Annotated in this window: 18 protein-coding genes; 7 read left to right on the top strand and 11 right to left on the bottom strand. The window is 72.8% G+C overall.

Annotation, left to right across the window (positions count from 1 at the left end):
- Nucleotides 1–99 precede the first annotated feature (99 nt).
- Nucleotides 100–891 (top strand): SURF1 family protein, encoded by a 792-nt coding sequence (locus tag ACVV2G_RS08740; RefSeq protein WP_453842018.1) that lies wholly within the window; start codon nucleotides 100–102, stop codon nucleotides 889–891.
- 217 nt (nucleotides 892–1,108) lie between these two features.
- Here the strand turns inward: ACVV2G_RS08740 and ACVV2G_RS08735 are convergent, their stop codons facing one another.
- From ACVV2G_RS08735 to ACVV2G_RS08720, 4 genes are all read right to left on the bottom strand, one after another.
- Entirely contained in the window at nucleotides 1,109–2,176 is a 1,068-nt protein-coding gene (locus ACVV2G_RS08735) for a hypothetical protein (RefSeq protein ID WP_453842017.1), read from the bottom strand.
- Between the two features lie 383 nt (nucleotides 2,177–2,559).
- On the bottom strand, nucleotides 2,560–3,135 hold the full coding sequence (locus tag ACVV2G_RS08730; RefSeq protein ID WP_453842016.1) for a SigE family RNA polymerase sigma factor: 576 nt from the start codon (nucleotides 3,133–3,135) through the stop codon (nucleotides 2,560–2,562).
- Nucleotides 3,136–3,611: 476 nt separating this feature from the next.
- On the bottom strand, nucleotides 3,612–4,688 hold the full coding sequence (locus ACVV2G_RS08725; RefSeq protein ID WP_453842015.1) for an aspartate-semialdehyde dehydrogenase: 1,077 nt from the start codon (nucleotides 4,686–4,688) through the stop codon (nucleotides 3,612–3,614).
- Nucleotides 4,688–5,965 carry an aspartate kinase gene (locus ACVV2G_RS08720; protein WP_053134529.1) on the bottom strand — a complete coding sequence of 426 codons (1,278 nt, stop codon included), beginning with the start codon at nucleotides 5,963–5,965 and terminating at the stop codon, nucleotides 4,688–4,690. Before ACVV2G_RS08720 ends, ACVV2G_RS08725 begins: the two co-directional genes overlap by 1 nt.
- A gap of 277 nt (nucleotides 5,966–6,242) precedes the next feature.
- Between ACVV2G_RS08720 and ACVV2G_RS08715 the strand changes: the two genes are divergently transcribed.
- Complete coding sequence (locus ACVV2G_RS08715) at nucleotides 6,243–8,435, top strand: VCBS repeat-containing protein (RefSeq protein ID WP_453842014.1); 2,193 nt, start codon at nucleotides 6,243–6,245, stop codon at nucleotides 8,433–8,435.
- Between the two features lie 69 nt (nucleotides 8,436–8,504).
- Here the strand turns inward: ACVV2G_RS08715 and ACVV2G_RS08710 are convergent, their stop codons facing one another.
- Nucleotides 8,505–8,690 carry a DUF397 domain-containing protein gene (locus tag ACVV2G_RS08710; protein ID WP_453842013.1) on the bottom strand — a complete coding sequence of 62 codons (186 nt, stop codon included), beginning with the start codon at nucleotides 8,688–8,690 and terminating at the stop codon, nucleotides 8,505–8,507.
- Entirely contained in the window at nucleotides 8,687–9,496 is an 810-nt protein-coding gene (locus tag ACVV2G_RS08705) for a helix-turn-helix domain-containing protein (protein WP_453842012.1), read from the bottom strand. The genes ACVV2G_RS08710 and ACVV2G_RS08705 overlap by 4 nt, the downstream gene beginning before the upstream one ends.
- An 84-nt stretch (nucleotides 9,497–9,580) precedes the next feature.
- Between ACVV2G_RS08705 and ACVV2G_RS08700 the strand changes: the two genes are divergently transcribed.
- Complete coding sequence (locus ACVV2G_RS08700) at nucleotides 9,581–9,979, top strand: hypothetical protein (protein WP_453842011.1); 399 nt, start codon at nucleotides 9,581–9,583, stop codon at nucleotides 9,977–9,979.
- 137 nt (nucleotides 9,980–10,116) lie between these two features.
- On the opposite strand, the gene ACVV2G_RS08695 is transcribed toward ACVV2G_RS08700, so the two are convergent.
- The 3 genes from ACVV2G_RS08695 to ACVV2G_RS08685 all read right to left on the bottom strand — a co-directional run bounded on the left by ACVV2G_RS08695 (nucleotide 10,117) and on the right by ACVV2G_RS08685 (nucleotide 11,796).
- Nucleotides 10,117–10,776 (bottom strand): DUF5063 domain-containing protein, encoded by a 660-nt coding sequence (locus ACVV2G_RS08695; protein ID WP_453842010.1) that lies wholly within the window; start codon nucleotides 10,774–10,776, stop codon nucleotides 10,117–10,119.
- Nucleotides 10,769–11,368, bottom strand: a complete 600-nt coding sequence (gene recR, locus ACVV2G_RS08690) for a recombination mediator RecR (RefSeq protein WP_453842009.1) — start codon at nucleotides 11,366–11,368, stop codon at nucleotides 10,769–10,771. Before recR ends, ACVV2G_RS08695 begins: the two co-directional genes overlap by 8 nt.
- Nucleotides 11,369–11,454: 86 nt before the next feature.
- Nucleotides 11,455–11,796, bottom strand: coding sequence for a YbaB/EbfC family nucleoid-associated protein (locus tag ACVV2G_RS08685; protein ID WP_453842008.1), 342 nt, complete (start codon nucleotides 11,794–11,796; stop codon nucleotides 11,455–11,457).
- A 255-nt stretch (nucleotides 11,797–12,051) separates the two neighbouring features.
- Here ACVV2G_RS08685 and ACVV2G_RS08680 point away from each other — a divergent pair, with 255 nt between their 5' ends.
- Nucleotides 12,052–12,810, top strand: coding sequence for an SLATT domain-containing protein (locus tag ACVV2G_RS08680; protein WP_453842007.1), 759 nt, complete (start codon nucleotides 12,052–12,054; stop codon nucleotides 12,808–12,810).
- 310 nt (nucleotides 12,811–13,120) lie between these two features.
- On the opposite strand, the gene ACVV2G_RS08675 is transcribed toward ACVV2G_RS08680, so the two are convergent.
- Nucleotides 13,121–15,094 carry a serine/threonine-protein kinase gene (locus ACVV2G_RS08675; protein ID WP_453842006.1) on the bottom strand — a complete coding sequence of 658 codons (1,974 nt, stop codon included), beginning with the start codon at nucleotides 15,092–15,094 and terminating at the stop codon, nucleotides 13,121–13,123.
- Between the two features lie 377 nt (nucleotides 15,095–15,471).
- Here ACVV2G_RS08675 and ACVV2G_RS08670 point away from each other — a divergent pair, with 377 nt between their 5' ends.
- The 3 genes from ACVV2G_RS08670 (at nucleotide 15,472) to ACVV2G_RS08660 (ending at nucleotide 18,480) form a co-directional block, all read left to right on the top strand.
- Entirely contained in the window at nucleotides 15,472–16,827 is a 1,356-nt protein-coding gene (locus ACVV2G_RS08670) for an aspartate aminotransferase family protein (protein WP_453842005.1), read from the top strand.
- 169 nt (nucleotides 16,828–16,996) lie between these two features.
- Nucleotides 16,997–17,698, top strand: coding sequence for a GntR family transcriptional regulator (locus ACVV2G_RS08665; protein WP_453842004.1), 702 nt, complete (start codon nucleotides 16,997–16,999; stop codon nucleotides 17,696–17,698).
- A 131-nt stretch (nucleotides 17,699–17,829) separates the two neighbouring features.
- Entirely contained in the window at nucleotides 17,830–18,480 is a 651-nt protein-coding gene (locus ACVV2G_RS08660) for a hypothetical protein (RefSeq protein WP_453842003.1), read from the top strand.
- Nucleotides 18,481–18,609: 129 nt separating this feature from the next.
- On the opposite strand, the gene ACVV2G_RS08655 is transcribed toward ACVV2G_RS08660, so the two are convergent.
- A complete protein-coding gene (locus ACVV2G_RS08655) occupies nucleotides 18,610–18,810 on the bottom strand; it encodes a hypothetical protein (protein ID WP_453842002.1) in 201 nt (66 codons plus the stop codon).
- Nucleotides 18,811–18,885: the final 75 nt, after the last annotated feature.

Below are 18,885 nucleotides of genomic sequence, written 5' to 3'. Positions count from 1 at the left end.
CCAGCCTGTGGAAAACTCCGCTCTCCCCGGTTCCCCCTCCCCCGCTTTTCCACAGCCCCGCGGGCGGGTCGCGGGGCCCCGCCCCGTACCGTGGAGGGCGTGTACCGGTTTCTGCTGACGCCCCGCTGGTGGGGGATCAACGTCTTCGTCGTCCTCGCCATCCCCTTCTGCATCTTCATGGGGTCGTGGCAGTTGGGCCGGTTCGAGGACCGGGTGCAGGACCACGAGGCGGCGACCACGCAGCACGAGACGGCCCGCCGGGAGGCGGCCCGCCCGCTGGCGGAGCTGCTGCCCGTGGACAGGTCGACGGTCGGCAAGCAGACCACCGTGAGCGGCCGGTACGACGCACAGCTGCTCGTCCCGGAGCGGAAGCTGGACGGCCGGGACGGTTACTACGTCCTCACGCTGCTGCGCACCGACGCCGGTGAGGCGCTGCCGGTCGTACGGGGCTGGCTGCCCGGCACCCCCGACCCGGCGAAGGCTCCGGCCCCGCCCACCGGCGAGGTCACCGTCACCGGAGCGCTCCAGGCGGCCGAGTCGCCCGGCGGCAACGGCGTCAGCGGCCGCTCCGGGTGGCCGCAGGGACAGACCGGCGCGATCAGCGCGGCGACGCTGCTGAATCTGGTGCCGTACGACGTGTACGACGCGTGGATCACGCTCAACACGGGCGACTCGGGGATGCGGGCCGTGCCCGTGAGCGCGCCGCAGAACACGGGGCTGGACCTGAAGGCGTTCCAGAACCTCGGTTACACCGCCGAGTGGTTCGCCTTCGTGGGCTTCGTGATCTTCATGTGGTTCCGGCTGCTGCGCCGCGAGGTCGAGCTGGCCCGGGACGCGGAGCTGGGCTTGGCCCCGGAGGACGAGCGGGAGCCGCAGCCGTCCGGCGTCTGAGGCCGGACGGCCGACGCCGGACGCGCGAAGGGATCACGGCCTGCCCGACCGGACCGGGTGCGGGCGGGCCCTGCCCCGGAGGCCGGCGGTCCAGTGTCCGGAGGCCGGGCCGAGGCCGGAGACCAGCTGCGGGGGTCCGGGGCCGGGGCCCGGACGCCCGGGGCCCGGAGCTTCAGCCCCGAGGCAGGCGCCGCGGCCCGCGCACACGCCGGGCGCCCTATTCGGACCCGGCCAGCACACCCGTCCAGTACACGGTCCCCGCGCACGCGTCGGACACCGTGGCCGTCGCCGAGCCCGATCCGCCCTCCGGGGTGTAGGTGACCGACACGCTCCCGTCGGCCGGGCCCTCCGCGGTGACCGACTGGGTCGTGGTGCCGGTGTCGCCGTCGACCGTGGAGGGACCGCCCGTCGCGGCCGTGTCCTCGGTGGGCGAGGGGGTGGGTGAGGGGCCGCCTCCGGTGCCGGCCCCCGTCGTGCCGCCGGGGGTGGTGGGACAGGTCTCCGAGGGCACCCAGGCGAACTGCACCTCGTAGGCGGAGCCCGGCGACAGGGCCAGCGAGGCGGTCTCCAGTGACGGGTCGGGCAGTCCGGCCGCGGCGTCCCCGGCGGCGTGGCGGGCGGTGCCGATCCTGGTGGCGTCCGCCGCGCCCTGCGGGGTGGCGACGACGCTGCCCGGGCCGGTGACGGTGCAGCCGTGCGAGGAGAGGTTGGTGACGCGGAAGGAGCCGTAGACCACGCCCGTGGAGTCGGGCGCGGCGCTGCTCGCGACGGCCGGGCCGAGCTGCTTCGCCGTGCAGGCGGGAATCTCGACGGCGCTGCTGGCGGAGGGGCCGGCACCAGGGGCCGAGCCCGTCGCGGCGCCGCTCTCCGTGTCCTGGGGCGTCTTCTCGGGGTCGGCCCTCTCCTGGTCCTCGGCCGTACCCGCGGAGCCGGCGACGCCGCTCTGGCCGCCGGCCGGGTCCTTGCCCCGGGAGGCGCCGCCCTGCGTTTGGGAGGCGTGTCCCGCGACGGACGGGTCGGCCCCGGGCCCGGTGGCGCTGGAGACGTGCACGAGGGCGGGGATCGCGGTGCCGACGAAGAGGACGGCCGCGGCCACGCCGACGACGGCCTGGCGCTTGCGGGCCCGCCGGGCGGGTACCGCGCGGCGCAGGTGCTCCAGGGTCCCGTCGCTCGGCGCCACGTCCTGGACGGCGTGGTGCAGCATCCTGCGCAGGGCCAGCTCCTCGGAGCCGAGCCCGTCGGGCCCACGGGTGTCGGGGCCCTGGTCGGCGGGGCCGTGGTTCACAGTTCCGTTCCCTGCGTGCGTGTGCTTCGGTTGCTCTTCTTCGTACCGCCCGGCCGGACCGGTCACCCCAGCCGGACCGATGTCCTCGGCCGCACCGGTCACCCCAGCCGGACCGGTCACCCCAGCCGGACCGCTCCCGTCAGCCGGACCGCTCCCGTCAGGCGGGCCACTCTCGCCCCCCGGACCGCTCCCGCCACCCGAGCAACTTCCGTCAGCCGGACCGCTCTCGTCAGCCGGGCCACTTCCGTCAGCCGAACCACTCCCGCCCCCCGGACCACTGCTCCCCCCGACCCGCCCGGCCGGCTCGCTCCCCCCGGCCGGCGTGGCGCCCTCCCGGGTGCCGTGCTCGTCGCGGGCGTCGCGCCGCGGTTCGTTGCCGTCGCTCATGCCGGTGCCTCCATGGCGACCCTGAGCGCCGCGATACCACGCGAACCGTACGCCTTGACCGAGCCGAGCGATATGCCGAGCGCCTCGGCGACCTGCGCTTCGGTCATGTCGGCGAAGTAGCGCAGGACCAGGACCTCGCGCTGGCGGCGCTGCAGCCCCTTCATCGCCTTGATCAGGGAGTCGCGCTCCAGCTGGTCGTAGGCGCCCTCCTCCGCGCTCGCCATGTCCGGCATGGGCTTGGAGAGCAGCTTGAGTCCGAGGATGCGGCGGCGCAGCGCCGAACGCGAGAGGTTGACGACGGTCTGACGCAGGTACGCCAGGGTCTTCTCCGGGTCGCGGACGCGTTTGCGCGCCGAGTGGACGCGGATGAAGGCCTCCTGGACGACGTCCTCGCAGGAGGCGGTGTCGTCGAGGAGGAGGGCGGCGAGGCCGAGCAGGGACCGGTAGTGCGCCCGGTACGTCTCGGTGAGGTGGTCGACGGTGGTACCCGCCGCCACCGCGTCCTCCGCGCCGTCGCGCTGGTTCGACATGCGGGCCGGCCGCGCTGCGGGCATGGGCGCGATCACCGGCATGCCACCGGCCGGACCGGCCACACGGGGACGGACGGGCCGGACGGGTGCCCGCACAGCGGGACCACGCGTTGCCGCGGTGAAATCGAGTACCTCTGCCACGCCAGTTGGACACGCCCACCCCCCTGAGGGTTGTACGTGCCGGGCGTCACGTTCCCGTGCCCGTCGGACAGTTGCCTGACTGACGGTGCGTCATAGGCCCTCATCGTCCCGCTCTTCCCCTGTGTCCCATGTGAACGGGCGTCCCCACGCACGTCCTCGGCGTCCCCACGCCGACTCACGCGTCTCCGCGCCCTGAATGGGTGACCGCAAAGACGCTCCCCGCCCTCCGCACGGTTGCGGAGGGCGGGGAGCAAATCCTCTGATGCCACGGGTGTCGTGTACAAGTGCTCCGGACCGACTTCCGGATCACATCTCGTCCGTGAATCCTGCGGACGAACCCCACCACGGCCAGGACTTCTTGCGCGGCTGGCCGCCGCTCAGGCGTATTCGGCCGCCACCAGCTCCGCGATCTGAGCGGTGTTCAGCGCGGCACCCTTGCGCAGGTTGTCCCCGCAGACGAAGAGTTCGAGCGCCGTCGGGTCGTCCAGCGCACGCCGCACCCGGCCGACCCAGGTCGGGTCGGTGCCGACCACGTCGGCGGGGGTCGGGAACTCCCCCGCGGCCGGGTCGTCGAAGAGGACGACACCGGGCGCGGTGGCCAGGATCTCCCGGGCCCGGTCGACGGTGACCTCGCCCTCGAAGCGCGCGTGCACGGTCAGCGAGTGCGTGGTGATCACGGGAACCCGTACGCACGTCACCGCCACCGGAAGCTGCGGCAGTCCGAGGATCTTGCGGGACTCGTCCCGCACCTTCATCTCCTCCGAGGACCAGCCGTCCTCGCGCGGCGATCCGGCCCACGGTACGACGTTCAGCGCGACCGGCTCCGGGAACGGCCCGGTGTCGTCGCCGACGGCCCGCCGCACGTCACCGGGGTGGGTCCCCAGTTCGGTGCCGGCGACCAGGGACAGTTGCCGGCGCAGCGTCTCGACGCCGTCCCGCCCCGCGCCGCTCACCGCCTGGTAGGACGAGACCACCAGCTCGCGCAGGCCGAACTCGGCGTGCAGCGCGCCCAGCGCGACGATCATGGACAGCGTCGTGCAGTTCGGGTTGGCGACGATCCCGCGCGGTCGCCTCCGCACCGTGTGCGGGTTGACCTCGGGCACGACGAGCGGCACGTCCGGGTCCATCCGGAACGCGCCGGAGTTGTCGACCACCACCACGCCCTTGGCGGCGGCGACCGGCGCCCACCGGGCGGAGACCTCGTCGGGCACGTCGAACATGGCGACGTCGACGCCGTCGAGGGCCTCCTCGGTGAGGGCCACCACCTCGACCTCCTCGCCGCGCACGGTCAGCTTGCGGCCGGCCGAGCGCGGGGAGGCGATCAGACGGATGTCGCCCCAGACGTCCGCGTGCTGGGACAGGATCTGGAGCATGACCGAGCCGACGGCGCCGGTCGCCCCCACGACGGCCAGGGTCGGCCGCCCGGTGCGCCCGGCGCCTTGGATGCCGGACATCAGCGCCCGGTGCCTCCGTAGACGACGGCCTCGTCGCTGTCGGAGTCGAGCCCGAAGGCGGTGTGCACGGCGCGGACGGCCTCGTTCACGTCGTCCTTGCGGGTGACGACCGAGATGCGGATCTCGGAGGTCGAGATCAGCTCGATGTTCACCCCGGCGTCGGACAGCGCGGTGAAGAAGTCCGCGGTGACGCCCGGGTTGCTCTTCATGCCCGCGCCGACCAGCGAGATCTTGCCGATCTGGTCGTCGTAGCGCAGCGAGTCGAAGCCGATGCCGGCCCGGCTCTTCTCCAGCGCGTCGATGGCCTTGCGGCCCTCGGTCTTCGGCAGGGTGAAGGAGATGTCCGTCAGGCCCGTGGAGGCCGCGGACACGTTCTGCACCACCATGTCGATGTTGACCTGGGCGTCGGCGATCGCCCGGAAGATCGCGGCCGCCTCGCCCGGCTTGTCCGGCACACCGACGACCGTGACCTTGGCCTCCGAGGTGTCGTGCGCGACACCGGAGATGAGGGCCTGCTCCACCTGCTTTTCCCCTTGCTTGATCGGCTCGCTGCTCACCCACGTGCCCTGCAGTCCGCTGAAGCTGGACCGGACGTGGATCGGGATGTCGTACCGGCGGGCGTACTCCACACAGCGGTGGAGGAGCACCTTGGAACCGGAGGCCGCGAGCTCCAGCATGTCCTCGAAGGAGATCCAGTCGATCTTCTTCGCCTTCTTCACCACGCGCGGGTCGGCGGTGAACACGCCGTCGACGTCCGTGTAGATCTCACAGACGTCCGCGTCGAGCGCGGCGGCGAGAGCGACGGCCGTGGTGTCGGACCCGCCGCGTCCCAGCGTGGTGATGTCCTTGCTGTCCTGGCTGACGCCCTGGAAACCGGCCACGATGGCGACGTTGCCCTCGTCCACCGAGGTGCGGATGCGACCCGGCGTCACGTCGATGATCCGGGCCTTGTTGTGGACCGAGTCGGTGATGACCCCGGCCTGGCTGCCGGTGAACGACTGGGCCTCGTGGCCCAGGTTTTTGATCGCCATGGCCAGCAGCGCCATGGAGATGCGCTCCCCGGCGGTCAGCAGCATGTCGAGTTCCCGTCCGGCAGGGATCGGGGACACCTGCTCGGCGAGATCGATCAGCTCGTCCGTCGTGTCGCCCATCGCGGAAACGACGGCGACCACCTGGTTGCCGTTCTTCTTCGCTTCCACGATCCGCTTGGCGACGCGCTTGATGCCCTCGGCATCGGCTACGGAGGAGCCTCCGTACTTCTGCACGACAAGGCCCACGTGCGCTCCTCGCTCAATCCGTCTCTTTCCGCACGTACGTACATGTACTGCGGTCGGCTCATTCTATCGAGCGTCCGAAATTCCCCCCTGCGATACCGCATGGTGAGACCTCGGGGCCCGTCCAGGCAGGCTCATGCCCATCACGGCGCAGGTCACTCGGAAAGTGCGGTGAGTCACACGTTCACAAGACGTTCCGCCTACAACCTCCCGCCCCGACGGTGAGTCTGAGGGTGCGGTCGTGGCGCGTGGTGCGCCGCGCCCGGGGAGGATCACCACCTTGTCTCACGCACGTCCCGCACGGCGGCGGCTCGCCGTCGCCGCCACCGTTCTCGCCGCCACCGTCGGCGCCACCGTTCCCGCCCTTCCGGCCGTGGCCGCCCCGCCGGCGCAGGGGGTGCTGTCGGCGGCAGCCGCCGCGGCCGCCTTCCCGGTCGGCCACCGAATCGTGGCGGTGACCGCTTCGGGCTATCTGACCTGGGACTACACCAAGAACGACCGGGCCTGGGTCCGGGCCTCGGACGGCGCGGTGACCGATCTGGCGGACAGTGTGCCCATGCAGGCCACCGGTTACGGCGACCTCGTGGCCGTGCAGCCCCGCCGCGACACCGCGGAACTGCGGGACCTGGCCACCGGCAGCAAGGTCTTCGACGTCTTCGTCCAGCCGGCCGCCGGTCTCGACTACGCCGGCGCCGCGGGCCGGGCGCTCTTCAGCACGGACAGCAGTGCCCCCGAGGGCGCCGACCTGTTCCTGCACACCAAGGGCGCCGGCAGGTCCCCGGTGACCGGCCTCCCGGCCGACGCCGCCAACCGCAGGGTCTCGCCCGGCACGTCCGCGCACGCGCTGGTCACGTACACCAGCGGCGCCGGGAAGTACTGGGGCCTGATCGATCTCACCACCGGCGCCGTGACGGAGACCGGCCTGCGGGACGAACCGAGCGGCAACGGCGACATCGCCGTCTCCCCCGACTACGTCGCGTGGGTCGAGTACGGCACGGAGCGGACCGTCGTCGCCGTCCGCACCCGTGCCACGGGCGAGACGCGGCGCATCGCACTGGCCAGTTCCCTCCCCCGGGACGTCGAGGTCGGCCTCCAGGGCGACCTCCTGCTCTACGGCGACCCCGGCGGCCAGACCTACGACTACGCGGGTGCCCTGTCCGCCCTGACCGCCCGCAACCTGAAGACCGGCGCCACCACCAGGCTGCTGGACCACCTCACGTCCGCCGCGACCTCCCCCGACGGCGTCCTCCACGTCCGCGGCGGCACGGTGGCCCGGGGCGAGGGGGTCTACCGCGTCACCTCCGACGCCGCCGGCACCCCGACCGCGGCCCTGGTCGCGAGCACGGGCGAACCGACCAAACTCGCTCTGGTCGGCCACAACGTCCCCGCGGTGATCGACCTCGACCGCGACGGCGGCCGGGTCAAGCTGCGGTGGACGCTGTCGCGGAGCAACGCGGAAGTACACATCGAGCTGCGCCACGTACGCACCGGGAAGACCGCGGAGGCCGTCTTCTACGGTCCGGAGCAGAACGGCTTCACCTTCGACTGGCTGGGTGACGTCGACCGGTCGACGGCGAGCGCGCCCAACGGGGACTACGCCTGGAAGATGACGGCGCTGCCGCGCAACGGCATCGGCCCGGCCCTGGCGTCGTCCGGGACCTTCGAGGTCGTCCGCGAGGCCGCCCCGCACGACTACAGCGACAACGGCAGCCCCGACCTCCTGGCCCGGGACGCCTCGGGCCGCCTGTGGCGCGCCGACACCTACCACAGCCCCTGGATCGGCGAGAACGGCCAGTTGTCCGAGGCGGAGAACAAGCTCGTCGGCGGCGGCTGGAACACGTACGACCGGATCGAAGCGGCCGGCGACCTCGGCGGGGCGGCGACCGGCGACCTGGTCGCCCGCGACAAGGCCGGCGTCCTCTGGCTCTACCTCGGCAAGGGCGACGGCACCTTCGCCACCCGCAGCCGCATCGGCGGCGGCTGGGGCGTCTACGACAGGATCACCGCCGGCAGCGACGTCACCAACGACGGCAGGTCCGACCTCCTGGCCATCGACAAGAGCGGTGTCCTGTGGCTCTACAAGGGCACCGGCAACTGGCGTGCGCCCTTCGCCGGCCGCGTCAAGGCCGGCACGGGTTACGGCGGCTACGACCAGATCACCGCGACCGGCGACATCGGCGGCGCGGCGACCGGCGACCTGGTCGCCCGCGACAAGGCCGGCGTCCTCTGGCTCCACCTCGGCAAGGGCGACGGCACCTTCGCCGCCCGCACCCGCATCGGCGGCGGCTGGAACACCTACCTGTACACCGTCGGCGTCGGCGACGCCGACCGCGACGGACGCGCCGACCTGTTCGCCTACGGCACCGGCGGCACGTACTACTACCCCGGTACGGGCAACTGGCGGGCGCCCTTCGCCGGCCGGAAGCCCACCAGCCTCTTCTTCACGGAGCCGGCCCACACGGCGGTTTCCTGATGGTCGCCCGGCCCGGCCCCGGGGCGCGCTCCCGGGGCCGGGCTCGGTCCGCGCGGCGGTTGCCGGGGCTCAGGCCCCGGGCTGAACCGCGTCGATGAAGGCCGACCAGGCGGGGGCGGAGACGTGGAGTTCGGGGCCGGCCGGTGAGGTCTTGGAGTCGCGGACGTGGATGGTGCGGGCGAGTGCCACTTCGACGCAGGCGCCACCTTCGGAGTTGCTGTAGCTCGACTTGAGCCAGGTCAGCTGATCACTCACGACTGATCCACCATCCGCTCGATGAATGAGGCCGACTCAGCTGGGCTGAGAGCCTGGGCGCGGATCATGCTAAGCATCTCGGTCGCGCGGCTGACAACCTCCGGTTCGGACGACAACTCACTCGCCAAAGCGCCCTCGGCGAAGGCGAGCCGCTCATGGTCCGGAGTCTCCAGCAAAACCATGTGCCCCATCAGCGCCACAGGGATGACGCCCGCGAACGGCAGGACCTGCAACATCACGTTGCGCAGACGGGAGACCTCCAGCAGGTGGCGCAGTTGCTCCGCGTCCACCTGCTGGCTGCGCAGGGCCGCCTCGTAGATCACAAAGCTCAGTGCCACCGGAGGCTTCCGTTCGGCCAGGACCGCCTGGCGTTCCATCCGCGCCGCGATCCGCTCCTCAGCGGTCTCCTCTTCAAGGGGCGGCACGTGATTCTCGATCAGTGCGCGCGCGTACTTCTGGGTTTGCAGCAACCCGGGGACATACGTGACCTCGTACCACCAGAGGCTGATCGCCTCCCGCTCGTGGTACATGAAGTCCCGTGCCCCCGCCGGGAACCTCTCCCTCCGCAGGTAGTCCTTCGCGGCGCTCAGCAGTCCCTCCGCCCGGCACAGTTCGTCGGCGACGTCGAGCACCCGCGGCGTCGGCATCCGGACGCCCTGCTCCATCGACTTGATCGTGTCCGGCGAGTAGTTGGCCGCCTCGGCGAGCTGTTCCCTGCTCACGTTGGCCTTCGTGCGCCAGCGCTTCATCTGGTTCCCGCTGTAGCGCCAGGCGACCGGCGGCTGGGAGTTGTACGGGCCCGACACGACATGCACCTCCGACGGACACACCCCGGCGTGTATCACCTCAGTCGCTACCGAGCGTAGCTTCGTGAGGGGCAGCGTGTGACCATGACGCACATCATTCACCGCCCGGCATGGGTCCCGGTCGCCGGGCACCGACTGCACGTCGCGGGCGTGCACTTCGACGCCGTACGGATCGACGGCATCCGTGGGGAGCTGGTCGCCGACTGGCTCGTCGAGGCGACGGACGAGGACGCCGGACCCATCGTGTGCGAGGGGAGCGGCGGGCGGTGGGTGTACTTCCTGCTGGCGCCCGGGGAGGCCGCCGCGCACGACTGGCCGCTCGGCGTACAACGGCACGGCGGCGGCACCCGGACCGTCACCTACATCGGCATCCCGGCGCTGGAGGGCAACACCTGGCCGCTGCGCTGGTACAGCGCACCGACCACGACCGCGCCGTACGTGTGCGCGCCGACCTTGCGTGCCGCGCTGGGCCGCGCCGCGTGACCCTTCCCAAAAAACGTGAGCACTCCGCCCCACACTGCCCTCACGGCGCTCATCCGAGCGCCCAAATGACACTCCCTCGCCCTGTGCTCACGCTTTTCCGCAAGGCCCCCGTCCCCAGCCCGCTGGGACGCACCGCGTCAGGTGACCGGGCGCAGTCCCAGCGGGCCCGCGATCTCCTCGACCATGACCTTGCCGGCCTCGCGCTCCAGGGCGTCGTCGCCGAGGTCCTGGTCGGTGTCGAGACCGTCCAGCTCCTCCAGGGGCTGGTTCAGCCTCACGTGCGCGACCACGGACTGGAGCGCCCGCAGGGCCGCGGACGCCGTGGAGCCCCAGTTGGAGAAGTAGGAGAACTGCCACCACCACAGGGCCTCCGTGGCGCGGCCCGCCTTGTAGTGGGCCATGCCGTGGCGGAGGTCGGTGATCACGTCGGTGAGGTCGTCGGAGATACGGGCCGGGACCGGGGCCTTGCGCGGCTCGTACGGGTCGAAGACCTCGGAGTAGACGTCGATCGGTTCGAGGAGGCGGGCGAGGTTCTCCCGGAGTTCGTCCACGTCGAGCTCCGGCCCCGGGTCGGGTTCGTAGCGGTCGTCCGGGACGATGTCCTCGTGGGCGCCCAGCCGGCCGCCGGCCAGCATGAGCTGGGAGACCTCCAGGAGGAGGAAGGGGACCGCCGAATCCGGTTCGTCGCCCTTGGCGACCTCGGTGACCGCGACCAGGAAACTCTCGATCTGGTCGGCGATCTGGACCGCGAAGTCGTCGGGGTTCTGGTTGGTCGCGTGCAGCGTGGCGTCAGACATCTAGGAGTCGTCTCCCCTCGAAGGCGCGGCCGAGGGTCACCTCGTCCGCGTATTCCAGGTCGCCGCCCACCGGGAGGCCGCTGGCCAGGCGGGTGACCTTGAGGCCCATGGGCTTGATCATGCGGGCGAGGTACGTGGCCGTGGCCTCGCCCTCCAGATTCGGGTCCGTGGCCAGGATCAGTTCCGTGACGGTGCCGTCCGCCAGGCGGGCGAGCAGCTCACGGATGCGGAGGTCGTCGGGGCCGACCCCGTCGATCGGGCTGATCGCGCCACCGAGCACGTGGTAGCGCCCGCGGAACTCGCGGGTGCGCTCGATGGCGACGACGTCCTTCGGCTCCTCCACGACACAGATGACGGAGACGTCGCGACGCGTGTCACGGCAGATGTTGCACTGCTCCTCCTGCGCCACGTTTCCGCAGGTCGCACAGAAGCGGACCTTGGCCTTCACTTCCATGAGGGCCTGGGCGAGCCGCCGTACGTCGACCGGTTCCGCCTGGAGGACGTGGAAGGCGATCCGCTGCGCGCTCTTGGGACCGACGCCGGGCAGCCGCCCCAGTTCGTCGATGAGGTCCTGGACCACGCCTTCGTACAACGGACTGCCGTCCTTCCTGGGGTACCTGCACTACGTACGGTAGAGGGCTGCGCCCGGTCTGAGAAAGGCGGGCGGGGAGAGCGGGCTCAGAAGGGCAGGCCGGGGATGCCGCCGCCACCGAGGCCCTGGGCGAGCGGTCCGAGCTTCTGCTGCTGGAGGTTCTGCGCGTTCTCGTTGGCCGCCTGGACGGCGGCGACGACCAGGTCGGCGAGGGTCTCGGTGTCCTCCGGGTCCACCGCCTCGGGGTCGATCACGAGGCCGCGCAGCTCGCCGGAGCCGGTGACGGTGGCCTTCACCAGGCCGCCGCCCGCCTGCCCGTCGACCTCGGTCCTCGCCAGTTCCTCCTGGGCCTGGGCGAGGTCCTGCTGCATCTTCTGGGCCTGCTGAAGCAGCTGCTGCATGTTGGGCTGGCCACCACCGGGGATCACGTTCAGCTCCTGTCTCCGCTGTCGCCGCGGGCTCGCCGCGGGTTTTTGCCGTTCGGCACGAGCCTACGTGGTCCGGGCGGCCCTCGCCCCAGCACTCTTTCGAGTGACATCGCGCGTTCCCTCTACCTGATCAAGGCCCCCTTCCGAGCGGAAAGGCGGCGGAACCCGGCGCCTCGCCACCCATTGGGCGGTAGGAAGGTTCCGGCGCATGAGGTCTTCAGGTCTTCACGGACGGTCAGCAGTAGGGAGTGCCGGGTGGGTCAGCCGGAGATGCAGCCCGAGGGGCCGCCGCACGACGGGCGGAGCGGTGAGGGGGCGGCCGGGCTGCGGCCGGGCGACCTGGCCGGGCGGGCGTTTCCGCTCGGGGACTGGGCACTGCCGGCGGAACGGCTGGACGAGCTGTACCGGTGGGTGGAGCGGGGCGCGCTGGACACGGCCGCCTGGTACCTGGCGGACCGGGTGGGCAAGCGGCGGGGCGCCGTACTGCTGCGGGCCGGTGCCGCGGTGGGCGCGGTCGCCGGGGCCGTGCTGCCGCTGCTGGACATGTCCGGGCTGGTGGACGGGGCCGCGCCCTGGGGATATCTGGCGCTGCTGTTCGCGGTGGCCTGCGTGGCCGGGGACCGGTACTTCGGGGTCACGTCCGGGTGGATGCGGGACGTGGCCACGGCCCAGGCGGTGCAGCGGCGGCTCCAGGCGCTCCAGTTCGACTGGGCCTCGGAGAGCGTGCGGGAGGTGCTGGGGCCCGCGGACGGGACGGCGAGCGAGGCGGCCGAGCGGTGTCTGCTGGTGCTGCGGCGCTTCTCGGAGGACATGACGGAGCTGGTGCGGGCGGAGACGGCGGACTGGATGGTGGACTTCCGGTCCGGGGCCGCGCCGCTGGGGCTGCAGACGGGGGTGCCCGCCGGGGCGGGCCGACCGGAGACGGGGGGCCTCGGGGGTCCGGGCCGGTTCTCGGTAACGCCGAACGGCACTCGCCCCAACATGCCCCGCCAACGCCCCCCGGAACCCCGGTAACCGCCCCGGCACCACCCGCCCCACCCCCCTACGGCCCACGACACGGACACGCCCCCGCGTCACAGGCGCCTGCCCCACTCCACACCGGCCCCCGACAACGCCCCACCGGGCCCGCCGAACCCACCCCGCCAACGACCACCGCAGCCACGGTGACCGGCCCGGCGCTGCCCGGCCCCACATCGGTACGGGCCAAGACGCGAACGCGACCCGGCATCACCGGGCCCGCCCCCCACTCCCGTGCCGCCCCCGCGGTGTCTCCCGGCCCGTCGGTACGGGGACGGGGACGGCCGGAGCGGCGGTCGCGCCGCGGCTACTGACGGCGGTAGGTCAGTTTCTCGTCGGTGCCCGTGTTGGTGCGTTCCAGGGTGCCGTCCGGCAGCAGCCTGACCTGCGAGGGGTCGCCCGGGGTGCAGGTGGCCGAGGGGCCGACCCGCACCGTCGAGGGGCCGATGTCGAGGGGGCCGTCGGAGTCCGGGGCGTCGGAGAGGTCGGCCTCGAAGACGCAGTGGTAGCTGCCGTTGCCCGCGGGGCCGTCCGCGACGAGGGACAGCACCGTGTCGCCCACGTCGCCCTGCTGGATGGTCAGCTGCCGGGTGTGGACGCCGGACGCGTTGTCGATGGTCGTGGACCACGTGCCCAGGTAGGCCGTCGGGATCGCGCCGTCCTGGGGCGTCGGGGTGTCCGACTGGCCGGCCCCCGTCGTCGGAGCCGGGCCGTCCGCGGTGGGGCCCGGGTTCTGGGACGCGCCGACCGTCGGGGTGTTCGTCGGGTTGCCCTCGGCCCGGCCGTCCCCGTCGTCCCCGCTCATCAGCGCGTAGACCAAACCCCCGGCGCCCAGCGCGACGACCAGGGCGACCACGGTCAGCAGCGCGGTGGAGCGGCCCCTCCTGGGCGGCTCGTGCGGCGGGCCGTACGGAGGCTGGGGCGGGGGCCCGTAGGGCGGAGTCTGGCCGAGGCCGCCACCGTACGGGTGGTACCCGGGCGGGGCCACCGGTGCGCCGTAGGCCGGGGCGTAACCGTGCTGGGCGGACGGCTGAGGCTGCTGGAACTGTTGGACCTGCTGAGGGTGCTGGGCCTGCTGAGGCTGCTGGGCCTGCTGAGGCTGCTGGGGGTGACCGTAGGCGGCGGGCGGGGGCGTCGGCGGGCTCTGGCCCGCGACCAGGGTGGGGAGGTGGTTCAGCGGGGCGCCTCCGCTGCCCGGCTCGCGCGGTGGCGGCGGGCCGTCCGGTGCCACGGCGGCCGGTTCCCGTGCCGGGGGCGGCGGCGGGGTCGTCCGGCCCCCGTGCGGGGCGCCCGGCTCGGGCGCGGCCCCCGCAGCCCCCGCAGCCCCCGCAGCCCCCGCAGCGCCCACGGCCCCCGGTGCCTCCGGGTTCTCCGTGTCCAGCAGCCGGACCGCGTGCCGGCCGAGCTGGGCCACCAGCGCGCTGGGCAGCCAGGGGTCGCGGGAGCGGCCGTCGGCGACCGTGTCCTGCGCGCCCGTGCGCGTCAGGACCTCGGCGAGGCCGGGGCGCGCGGCGGGGTCCTTCCTCAGGCAGTCGCGTACGAGGTCGGCGATGCCCTCCGGCACGCCGACCAGGCCGGGTTCCTCCTGCGCGATGCGGAACATCAGGGCGTGCACGCCGCTGTTGGCGGTGCCGAAGGGCAGCTCGCCGGTGGCGGCGTAGGCGAGGACGGAACCGAGGCAGAAGACGTCGCACGCGGGCGTGATGCGGTCGCCGCGCACCTGCTCGGGCGCCATGAAACCGGGCGAGCCGACGAGCGCCCCGGTGCGGGTGAGTCCGCCGTCGGTCACCGTCTGCAGGGCCCGTGCGATGCCGAAGTCGATGACCCGGGGGCCGTCGATGGTGACGAGCACGTTGGACGGCTTGAGGTCGCGGTGCACGATCCCGGCGGCGTGGATGTCCTGGAGAGCGTGGGCGAGCCCGGCCGCCAGGGTCCGTACCGAGCGTTCCGGCAGCGCGCCGTGGTCGCGCCCGACGACCTGCTGGAGGCTGGGCCCGGCGACGTACCCGGTGGCGACCCAGGGCACGGCCGCCTCGGTGTCGGCGTCCAGGACGGGCGCCGTCCAGTACCCGCCGACCCGTCGCGCGGACTCGACCTCCTGCCGGAAACGCTCCCGGAACTCCTCCTGCGCGGCCAGCTCCTCGCGCACCAGCTTCACGGCGACGGTGCGTCCGCGGTCCGACCGGGCCAGATAGACGTGCCCCATGCCGCCCGCGCCGAGCCGCCCCAGCAGCCGATAGGCACCGATGTGCCGCGGGTCCCCGCCCCCGAGCTTGTCCATGTTGCGCCGCCTTCCCCCCGCACGTGGCAACAGACCGAGGATAGTGCGGGGCGGCCGTACGGTGAGCCGGTCTTGTCTACGTTTCCGTAACAGGCCGGCCACCGGTCGCGTCCAGCGCCTTCGACAGCCGTTCGACGGCCCCGTCCGCCGCCGGCACCGTCGCGGACCCGCACACCCCGGCCGACCGGCCCGGGACCCGCACGCCCGGCCGACCGCGAAGGGCGCGTGCCCGGACGGCGTTCCACCGGCAGGCCGACGCCACGCCGCACGCTCCGCCGGGTGACGCCCGACGCGTCGACAACCTGTCGTGGAAAGCCCGTGACCGCAGACAGTACGCCGATTCCGTTTCCGCATCGCGGACACCTACGCTCGGCCGCATGACCCCTCAGCCCCACCCCCAGGCCGGCGCCGCCGTGAAGGCCGCGGACCGTGCGCACGTCTTCCACTCCTGGTCCGCCCAGGAACTCATCGACCCGCTCGCCGTCGCCGGCGCCGAGGGGTCGTACTTCTGGGACTACGAAGGCAAGCGCTACCTCGACCTCGCCAGCGGGCTCGTCTTCACCAACATCGGCTACCAGCACCCCAAGGTCGTCGCCGCGATCCAGGAACAGGCGGCCCGGATGACGACGTTCGCGCCCGCGTTCGCCGTCGAGGCGCGCTCGGAGGCGGCGCGGCTGATCGCCGAGCGGACACCCGGCGACCTGGACAGGATCTTCTTCACCAACGGCGGCGCGGACGCGGTCGAGCACGCCGTGCGCATGGCGCGGCTGCACACCGGGCGGCCGAAGGTGCTGTCGGCGTACCGCTCCTACCACGGCGGCACCCAGCAGGCGGTCAACCTCACCGGCGACCCGCGCCGCTGGGCCTCGGACAGCGGCGCGACCGGTGTCGCGCGCTTCTGGGCGCCCTTCCTCTACCGCTCGCGCTTCTACGCCGAGACCGAGGAGCAGGAGTGCGCGCGGGCGCTGGAGCACCTGGAGACGACGATCGCCTTCGAGGGCCCGGGAACCGTCGCCGCGGTCATCCTGGAGACGATCCCGGGCACGGCGGGGATCATGACGCCGCCGGCCGGCTACCTGGCCGGGGTCCGCGAGATCTGCGACAAGTACGGGATCGTCTTCGTGCTCGACGAGGTCATGGCCGGGTTCGGACGGACGGGCACGTGGTTCGCGGCGGACCTGTACGACGTCGTGCCGGACCTGATGACCTTCGCCAAGGGCGTGAACTCGGGCTACGTCCCGCTGGGCGGTGTCGCGATCTCCGGGAGGATCGCCGAGACGTTCGCCGAGCGCCCCTACCCCGGTGGGCTGACCTACTCCGGGCACCCGCTGGCCTGCGCCGCCGCCGTGGCCACGATCAACGTGATGGAGGAGGAGGGCGTCGTCGGGCACGCCGCGCGGCTCGGCGCCGAGGTCGTCGGGCCCGCGCTGCGGGAACTGGCCGCACGGCACCCGAGCGTCGGCGACGTGCGCGGGGTCGGCATGTTCTGGGCGCTGGAGCTGGTGAAGAACCGGCGGACCCGGGAACCGCTGGTGCCGTACAACGCGACCGGGCAGGCGGCCACCCCGATGAACGCGTTCGCCGCCTGTGCCAAGGCGCACGGCGTGTGGCCCTTCGTGAACATGAACCGGACCCATGTCGTGCCGCCGTGCAACGTCTCCGAGGCGGAGCTGAAGGAAGGCCTGGCGGCTCTGGACACCGCACTGTCCGTCGCGGACGAGTACACGGAGTAGACCCCCTGCCCGCATCCGGGCAGGGACGGGAGCGGAGCGCGTAAGGTGGCGTGCTCGTACACAGTGGACACGTGTACGAGCACGCCACAGATGTGTGCACCAGTCGTCCGCACGGGACGCGACCTGTGCACGAGGACACCCCCGGACGCGACGAGGAGACCGCCCGACCATGCCCGGCCCCAGCGGCAGCGCTGCCGTCACCCGCAGCACCCTGCGGCAGCAGATCGCCGACGCGCTCCGCGACGAGGTGCTGGCCGGGCGGCTCCAGCCGGGGCAGGAGTTCACGGTCAAGGAGATCGCCGACCAGTACGGGGTGTCCGCGACGCCCGTGCGCGAGGCCCTGGTCGACCTGTCGGCGCAGGGATTGCTCGACGCCGACCACCACCGCGGCTTCCGCGTGCACGAGTACTCGGTCGACGACTTCCGGAGCATGGTCGAGGCCCGCAGCCTCGTCACCGACGGGATGTTCCTCGCCCTCCTCGCCGACCGGCCGGACGGACCGATTCCGGACGACCCGCGGATCGCCGCCGCTCTCGCCGGGGTCCGCCGCCGCGGCGAGGAGGCCCAGCGCGCCGCCGCGGCCGGGGAGCTGACCGTCCTCATCGGTTACGACCTGCGCTACTGGCGCGAGCTGGCCGTCCTGTTCGGCAACCGCCACCTCGCCGACTTCCTGCACCGGCTGCGCGTGCAGGGCTGGGTGTGCACCGTGCAGCACCTGCGCCGCCTCAGCGACCTGCGCGGCGCCCTGTGGTCCGGGCACACCGAACTGGTCGACGCCCTCGTCCGCCTCGACGCCCCGGCCGCGCGCTCGCTCGTCGACGCGTACAACGCCCACTCGCTCGCCCTCGTCGAGCGGCTCGCCGACGGATGACCAACGTCCGACGTGTCGTGCTCCGGCCTCAGATGGGTAGGGGACCTGCACACACCGCGTACCGACTACGCTTCCCGACCACCGTGCCCGTCGACCGTGCTTGACCACCGTGCTGTGTGAGGAGCCCTCTTTTGGCCTGTGACCTGTGGCTGGTACCGCTCGTCGATGTCTTGTGCCACACACCGGACAACCCGTTCGCCGAGGAACTCGCGCAGTACGACAAGGTGCTCGCCGAGGCCGGGCTCCCGCCGGTGCCGGTCTACCAGTACATGCCGGGGCTGACCGGCGAGGTCGCCCCGGTGGCCGGTTTCGACTACGACGCGCTGCACTTCCTGCGCCGGGCGTACCTGCTCCAGGTGTGCGGACTGCCGGTGACGCCGGTGGACGAACTGGGCGGCGACTACGAGCAGTTGCTGGAGATGTTCGAGACGACGGCCCAGCAGTCGCACCTCGTCTGGCACTACGACCACGCGGGTGCGTACGTCCCGGTCGACTTCCCGCACCCGCTGTCCAGCGACGAACTCCTGGCGGGAGGCGGCCCCTTGGGTTCCTCGCACACCCTGCTGCGGGAACTGGAGGCCGTCGGCCCGGCCCTCGGCATCGATCCGGCCAACCCGCCGGCCCCGCCGCAGCCGCCGCGCACCCCGACGGAACTGGAGGAGCCGGCCCTGCCCGCGCCCCACGACTCCAGCCCCTTCGCCCGCGAACGCCATGTGTGGCTGGGCCTGCACGCGGCGGCCACGCGGAGCCTGGCGCAGGGGTCGATGATCGTCTTCAGCTGAGGACCGGGGACCGGGACACCGGCGGTCCGGCCCGGGGTCACCCGAGTCGGGACAGGCCCTCGCGCAGCTCGTCCGCGTCCGGCCGCCTTCTCCGCTCCGCCGAAGACGACGCCCCGCCGGCCCGCCTCCTCAGCGGACCAGGGCGATCCCCGGCGGCCACAGCACCCCGTCCGCCAGCAGCAGCGCCGGCCCCAGATGCACGGGGCACACCCGCAGCGGCGCCCTCCTGTGCCGGGCGACCTCGAAACGGACGGGGTCGCCACAGTCCCCCGGGGCGCCCTCGACGCCGTACGGGCCCTGGCAGGAAGCGGCGCGGCCACGGTCGGTCATGCCTCCGATCCGACACCACACCCCACGCCCGTGCCCGGCACAGGGGGCCGAACGGCTGGCGCCCACCGCCGGGCC

Source organism: Streptomyces sp. JK94, from assembly GCF_053613315.1.
The sequence above is the reverse complement of the archived record's forward strand: the minus strand, read 5'-3'. Positions and strand labels throughout refer to the sequence as shown.

Bases quoted from the DNA above. Each gene is read 5' to 3' on its own strand.
- ACVV2G_RS08675 (WP_453842006.1), bottom strand. From the start codon at position 15,094: ATGGACAAGCTCGGGGGCGGGGACCCGCGGCACATCGGTGCCTATCGG.
- ACVV2G_RS08655 (WP_453842002.1), bottom strand. From the start codon at position 18,810: ATGACCGACCGTGGCCGCGCCGCTTCCTGCCAGGGCCCGTACGGCGTC.
- ACVV2G_RS08730 (WP_453842016.1), bottom strand. From the start codon at position 3,135: ATGCCGGTGATCGCGCCCATGCCCGCAGCGCGGCCGGCCCGCATGTCG.
- ACVV2G_RS08695 (WP_453842010.1), bottom strand. From the start codon at position 10,776: ATGTCTGACGCCACGCTGCACGCGACCAACCAGAACCCCGACGACTTC.
- ACVV2G_RS08725 (WP_453842015.1), bottom strand. From the start codon at position 4,688: ATGTCCGGCATCCAAGGCGCCGGGCGCACCGGGCGGCCGACCCTGGCC.
- ACVV2G_RS08670 (WP_453842005.1), top strand. From the start codon at position 15,472: ATGACCCCTCAGCCCCACCCCCAGGCCGGCGCCGCCGTGAAGGCCGCG.
- ACVV2G_RS08700 (WP_453842011.1), top strand. From the start codon at position 9,581: ATGACGCACATCATTCACCGCCCGGCATGGGTCCCGGTCGCCGGGCAC.
- ACVV2G_RS08665 (WP_453842004.1), top strand. From the start codon at position 16,997: ATGCCCGGCCCCAGCGGCAGCGCTGCCGTCACCCGCAGCACCCTGCGG.